Source organism: Methyloglobulus sp. (assembly GCF_046714055.1).
Classification (GTDB): Bacteria; Pseudomonadota; Gammaproteobacteria; order Methylococcales; family Methylomonadaceae; genus Methyloglobulus.
This window is the reverse complement of the sequence record NZ_JBKKBJ010000020.1, coordinates 1-4,508: the sequence shown is the minus strand read 5'-3', so window position 1 is coordinate 4,508 and position 4,508 is coordinate 1. Positions and strand designations below refer to the sequence as shown.

Annotated in this window: 8 protein-coding genes and 1 tRNA gene; 7 read left to right on the top strand and 2 right to left on the bottom strand. The window is 47.4% G+C overall.

All coding sequences use genetic code 11. The annotated features are described in order from the left end of the window. Positions 1 to 246: 246 nt before the first annotated feature. The 6 genes from ACLQ6D_RS01145 (at position 247) to ACLQ6D_RS01120 (ending at position 3,393) form a co-directional block, all read left to right on the top strand. Positions 247 to 657 carry a protein YgfX gene (locus tag ACLQ6D_RS01145; protein WP_411725407.1) on the top strand — a complete coding sequence of 137 codons (411 nt, stop codon included), beginning with the start codon at positions 247 to 249 and terminating at the stop codon, positions 655 to 657. A 120-nt stretch (positions 658 to 777) separates the two neighbouring features. Beyond that, positions 778 to 1,869 (top strand): redox-regulated ATPase YchF, encoded by a 1,092-nt coding sequence (gene ychF, locus ACLQ6D_RS01140; RefSeq protein WP_411725406.1) that lies wholly within the window; start codon positions 778 to 780, stop codon positions 1,867 to 1,869. Positions 1,870 to 1,923: 54 nt separating this feature from the next. Beyond that, positions 1,924 to 2,000, top strand: a tRNA-Met gene (locus tag ACLQ6D_RS01135). A gap of 166 nt (positions 2,001 to 2,166) precedes the next feature. Continuing rightward, positions 2,167 to 2,631 (top strand): Arm DNA-binding domain-containing protein, encoded by a 465-nt coding sequence (locus ACLQ6D_RS01130; protein ID WP_411725405.1) that lies wholly within the window; start codon positions 2,167 to 2,169, stop codon positions 2,629 to 2,631. After that, entirely contained in the window at positions 2,609 to 2,968 is a 360-nt protein-coding gene (locus ACLQ6D_RS01125) for a tyrosine-type recombinase/integrase (RefSeq protein ID WP_411725404.1), read from the top strand. Before ACLQ6D_RS01130 ends, ACLQ6D_RS01125 begins: the two co-directional genes overlap by 23 nt. Next, positions 2,908 to 3,393, top strand: coding sequence for a tyrosine-type recombinase/integrase (locus ACLQ6D_RS01120; RefSeq protein WP_411725403.1), 486 nt, complete (start codon positions 2,908 to 2,910; stop codon positions 3,391 to 3,393). The genes ACLQ6D_RS01125 and ACLQ6D_RS01120 overlap by 61 nt, the downstream gene beginning before the upstream one ends. A gap of 262 nt (positions 3,394 to 3,655) precedes the next feature. Here ACLQ6D_RS01120 and ACLQ6D_RS01115 read toward each other — a convergent pair whose 3' ends face one another. Together ACLQ6D_RS01115 and ACLQ6D_RS01110 are read right to left on the bottom strand one after the other, a co-directional pair. Further along, positions 3,656 to 3,955: a HigA family addiction module antitoxin gene (locus tag ACLQ6D_RS01115; protein ID WP_411725402.1), complete on the bottom strand. Its 300-nt coding sequence runs from the start codon at positions 3,953 to 3,955 to the stop codon at positions 3,656 to 3,658. Beyond that, positions 3,952 to 4,074, bottom strand: coding sequence for a hypothetical protein (locus ACLQ6D_RS01110; protein ID WP_411725408.1), 123 nt, complete (start codon positions 4,072 to 4,074; stop codon positions 3,952 to 3,954). The genes ACLQ6D_RS01115 and ACLQ6D_RS01110 overlap by 4 nt, the downstream gene beginning before the upstream one ends. On the opposite strand from ACLQ6D_RS01110, the gene ACLQ6D_RS01105 reads away from it, so the two are divergent. After that, positions 4,048 to 4,269, top strand: a complete 222-nt coding sequence (locus tag ACLQ6D_RS01105) for a hypothetical protein (protein ID WP_411725409.1) — start codon at positions 4,048 to 4,050, stop codon at positions 4,267 to 4,269. The two genes, ACLQ6D_RS01110 and ACLQ6D_RS01105, sit on opposite strands and share 27 nt — an antisense overlap. Positions 4,270 to 4,508: the final 239 nt, after the last annotated feature.

The window sequence follows — 4,508 nt, the reverse complement described above, 5'->3', positions numbered from 1 at the left end:
ACAAGGGCATCGCTTAAACTGGTTTGGGCTAGGTACTTCCAAGACATGGGCTGTTTGTTCGGGCTTTGATAAGGGCTTATTTTACCAGTTAGGGGCTTGGGTTCGCGCAAAGGTCTCATACGATAAGGACTAGCCTAAAAAATCTTCGCTAATTATACCTTGCTTCATGGGGCATAATGGGCATGTTTATAGGAAATGCGGCAACTACATCTGACCTGTTGAAACTGTAAAACTTAGGAAATCCATTTGTACACAAAAAAACACAGTTCCCGGTTTATCGCTGAACTCAACCCTTCAAAAAAATTACTGCGGTTACTCATCTTTATCCATGTGCTCGCCCTGGGTGCGAGCATCGCGAACACCCTCCCTTTTGGCCTGAAGTTGGGAGTGGCCTTCCTCATCGGACTTAATTTCAAGATGAATTTTCATCGCCTTAAAATTGAACGGCGCAAAATCAGATACACCGAAAAACTGGCATGGGAAATTTCCGATGGAGGCGATTTTGAGGCTGTAGATATTTTAAAGTCAACTGTCATTACGACCACTTTTATATTCCTGCAGATGCAGAATAAACCCACTATTCTCATTGCCAGTGATGCACTGGACGAAGTCGATTACAGGCAGCTTATCGTTAAGTTAAAAATCACTTTGCATTAACTGCCGTAACCACATTAATTGTCCAGATTATTTTTGGAACTTGTATAATGCCGCAGCGCAGCTTTTTTAAGCAAGATTCCCCCTTTAAAACTAACCTCTTATCCGTTTCCAAGAGAACTTATGGCACTACACTGTGGAATTGTTGGTTTGCCCAATGTCGGCAAATCAACCTTGTTCAACGCCCTAACCCAAGCAAAAATCGCGGCGGAAAACTACCCGTTTTGCACCATCGACCCCAACGTGGGTGTGGTGCCTGTGCCCGATGACCGAATGAATAAACTGGCAGAAATCGTTAAACCAGAACGCATCATTCCAACCACTATCGAGTTCGTCGATATTGCCGGACTCGTCGCAGGCGCATCAAAAGGTGAAGGCTTGGGTAACCAGTTTCTGGCGAATATCCGCGAAACCGATGCTATTGCACATGTTGTCCGTTGCTTTCAAGATGATAATGTCATTCACGTTGCCGGAAAAATCGACCCACTTTCCGATATTGAAATCATCAATACCGAACTGGCCCTTGCCGATATGGCTTCCGTGGAACGGGCATTGCTGCGCGTCAGTAAAGCATCCAAGTCCGGCAACAAGGATGATCTGGCAAAAAAACAGGTTTTAGAGCGCGTTTATCAGCAATTGGATACTGGACAACCCGCAAGAGGGTTACTGTTAGAAGATGAAGAAAAAGCCCTCATCAAAGATTTGTGCCTGCTAACCCTTAAACCCACCATGTACATTGCCAATGTCCAGGATGACGGTTTTAACAATAATCCTTTACTTGATAAGGTAAAGACCTTTACTGATGCAGAAGGGGCTATAGTGGTAGCAATTTGTGCGGCCATAGAAGCGGAGATAGCCCAACTGGAGGACGGTGAAAAAAAAGAGTTCCTCGACGACCTGGGCTTGGAAGAACCGGGACTTAACCGCGTTGTTAGGGCAGGCTATAGCTTACTAAAACTAGCCACCTATTTCACCGCCGGCATAAAAGAAGTCAGGGCATGGACTATTCCTAATGGTGCCACTGCCCCCCAAGCTGCTGGTGTCATCCATACAGATTTCGAAAAAGGATTTATCCGCGCTGAAGTCATTTCCTATCAGGACTTCATTGGCTACAAAGGAGAACAAGGCGCTAAAGATGCCGGGAAATGGCGACTCGAAGGCAAGGAATACATCGTTAAAGACGGCGATGTCGTGCATTTCCGATTCAACGTTTGACAAAGCATGGGGCGGTAACTATAATTCGCGGTCTTTCAAAAGCCCCTCCCTAAAGGCGATATAGCTCAGCTGGTTAGAGCACGGGATTCATAACCCCGGGGTCGGTGGTTCAAGTCCACCTATCGCCACCAATGCACTGTTTCACGCCGTCCCACAACATCCAACAAACCCAGTAATACCAAGGTTTTAGCCTACTAAGCAGTCCCAACTAGTCCCGCAAAATCCGTTGACATCCCACGCTAAACAGGGGTAATAATCTGGGGTAACAGCACTTACCCCAAATGGAGTTACCCCCAAATGCTAACAGGCACCGCATGTAAGAACGCCCACAGGGGCGAGAAGGCCAAGCTAGGCAAGGCTTTCAAGTTGGCAGACGAAAAAGGCTTGTTCCTTTTGGTGAAGCCCGGCGTTAAGGGTTGGGCTAAGTGGTGGCGGTTTAAGTATCGTTATGGGGGTAACGAAAAAGGCTTGTCTTTCGGCACTTACCCCGATGTTACCCTTGAGCAAGCCAGGCAGCGGCGGGACGATGCCAGAAAGCTGATTGCAGATGGTGCAGACCCCAGCGATAACCGAAAAGCCGTTAAGGAATCAAAGGCAGAACTCGCAGGTAATAGCCTTGAGGTTATCGCAAGGGAATGGATAAGCAAGAAGTCCGAAGATAAAAGCGACCGACCAACACGGCTATTAAGCCAGAATATTTCCCCGTGGTGGCAGCAAGCCTATAGCAAACATCCTGCCTATGGACATCTTGAGTTGCCTTAGACGCATTGAAGAACGCGGAGCAATAGAGACAGCACATAGGGTTAAGCAGATAACAGGGCGTGTCTTCCATTATGCAGTAGCCACGGGCAGGGCTATCCGTGACATTACCCAAGACCTTAGCGGCGCATTGCCAACGGCTAAGGGTGGTCACTTTGCCTCAATGACAGACCCGAAGCAGGTTGCGCCATTATTAAGGGCAATCGACGGCTTTAACGGCACTTTAATCGTGAAATCGGCAATGCAGCTTGCACCTTTGGTGTTGTCAGGCCGAGTGAATTGCGTCATGCAGAATGGGCGCATATTGACCTTGATGCTAAGGAATGGCATTATCTGGTAACAAAGACCAATACACAGCACATCGTACCCTTATCCAGGCAAGCTATTGAGATATTGACCAGCTTGCATCCGCTAACAGGCAATGGACGCTTTGTCTTCCCTTCGGCAAGGACACCCAACGGCAGCAGGGCAATGTCAGACGTGGCGTTATTGGCGGCACTCAGGCGGATGGGCTTTGACAAGTCCGAAATGACAGTACATGGCTTTAGGGCTATGGCGAGGACTATCCTTGATGAAGTGCTGGGCTTTCGGGTTGATTTTATCGAGCATCAACTAGCCCATAGCGTTAGAGACCCCAACGGAAGGGCATACAACAGGACTGCCCACTTGCCGGAACGCCATAAGATGATGCAAAGCTGGGCTGATTACCTGGACGGCTTGAAGAATGGGGCGGCGATTTTGCCGTTTATGCAAAAAGTCCGATAGCGCTTGTGTTTACTGCTTACCTCAAGTCGAACCCAAAAAAACGCCAAAAATGGCAATCTAAAATGGAGTTAATTAAGCGAAAAAACATTAACTGGTATTGCCGGATTAATTACTGTCGCGGCTATTTGGACACCCGTTTTTTGGGCTTACCAATCTTCTGCCACACCAACGTACACAGTAGTTTTGGCGTATGCAGTATCGCTCATAGCGCAATTTACTTTTATGGTTAAAGAAAATTTAAACAAATGGTGATCTAAACAAATCACGCCGCTTCCCGTGGCGAAACCTCAGTTTCAATGCTTGAATCTTTTGCCACAATCTTTAAATCGTACTCAGTTTGCAGGTTTAGCCAAGACTTAGCGTCACCGCCAAAATAACGGGCAAGGCGCAAGGCCGTGTCGGGCGTAATGCTACGGTTTTCCTTCACGATCTCATGGACGCGGGTAGCGGGAACGTGCAGGGCTTTAGCCAAGGCATTCACGCTAAGGCCTAAAGGCAACAAATACTCTTCCCGCAATATTTCACCCGGATGAATTGGGCGCAAGCCATTAATTATCATCATTCCCCCCTAGTGGTAATCCCCATCCCGACATCAAACACATCACCACCACACCACCTAAAACACAACCGCCACTGATCGTTGATACGAATGCTGTGTTGACCCAGCCTATTGCCCCTCAAGGCTTCAAGCCTAGTGCCGGGCGGACTTTTCAAAAACTCCAAGCTGGCGGGGCATTGTTCAACAGCGTCAATTTTCGCTCCGCAACAGTTTGGATCGCCCTAAAACGCTTTGGCGAACCGCCTTCAAATAACGCCTGGGTATCTTTGCAGCGGAAAGACTTTATCATGACCGATAGTATATTACGTTTAGCGTAATGCCGCTAGGGACTTTCTGGTACAATGTGGGACAAGGACGGACACTATATGATTCCAGTCCTGTAACCATTAACCGGATAGCCCGACAGTTCAACAATTGAAATTCGTTACTTGTAAGAAATCTCAGGGTTGTTTATAGATGGGTTGATTAAAATAAGCGGTAAGTATTTCATAAGGGGTGGCGTTATCCAAACCCTTATGGGGTTTGGCCGTGTTGTTAGGAGTTAATGAAGCGCATC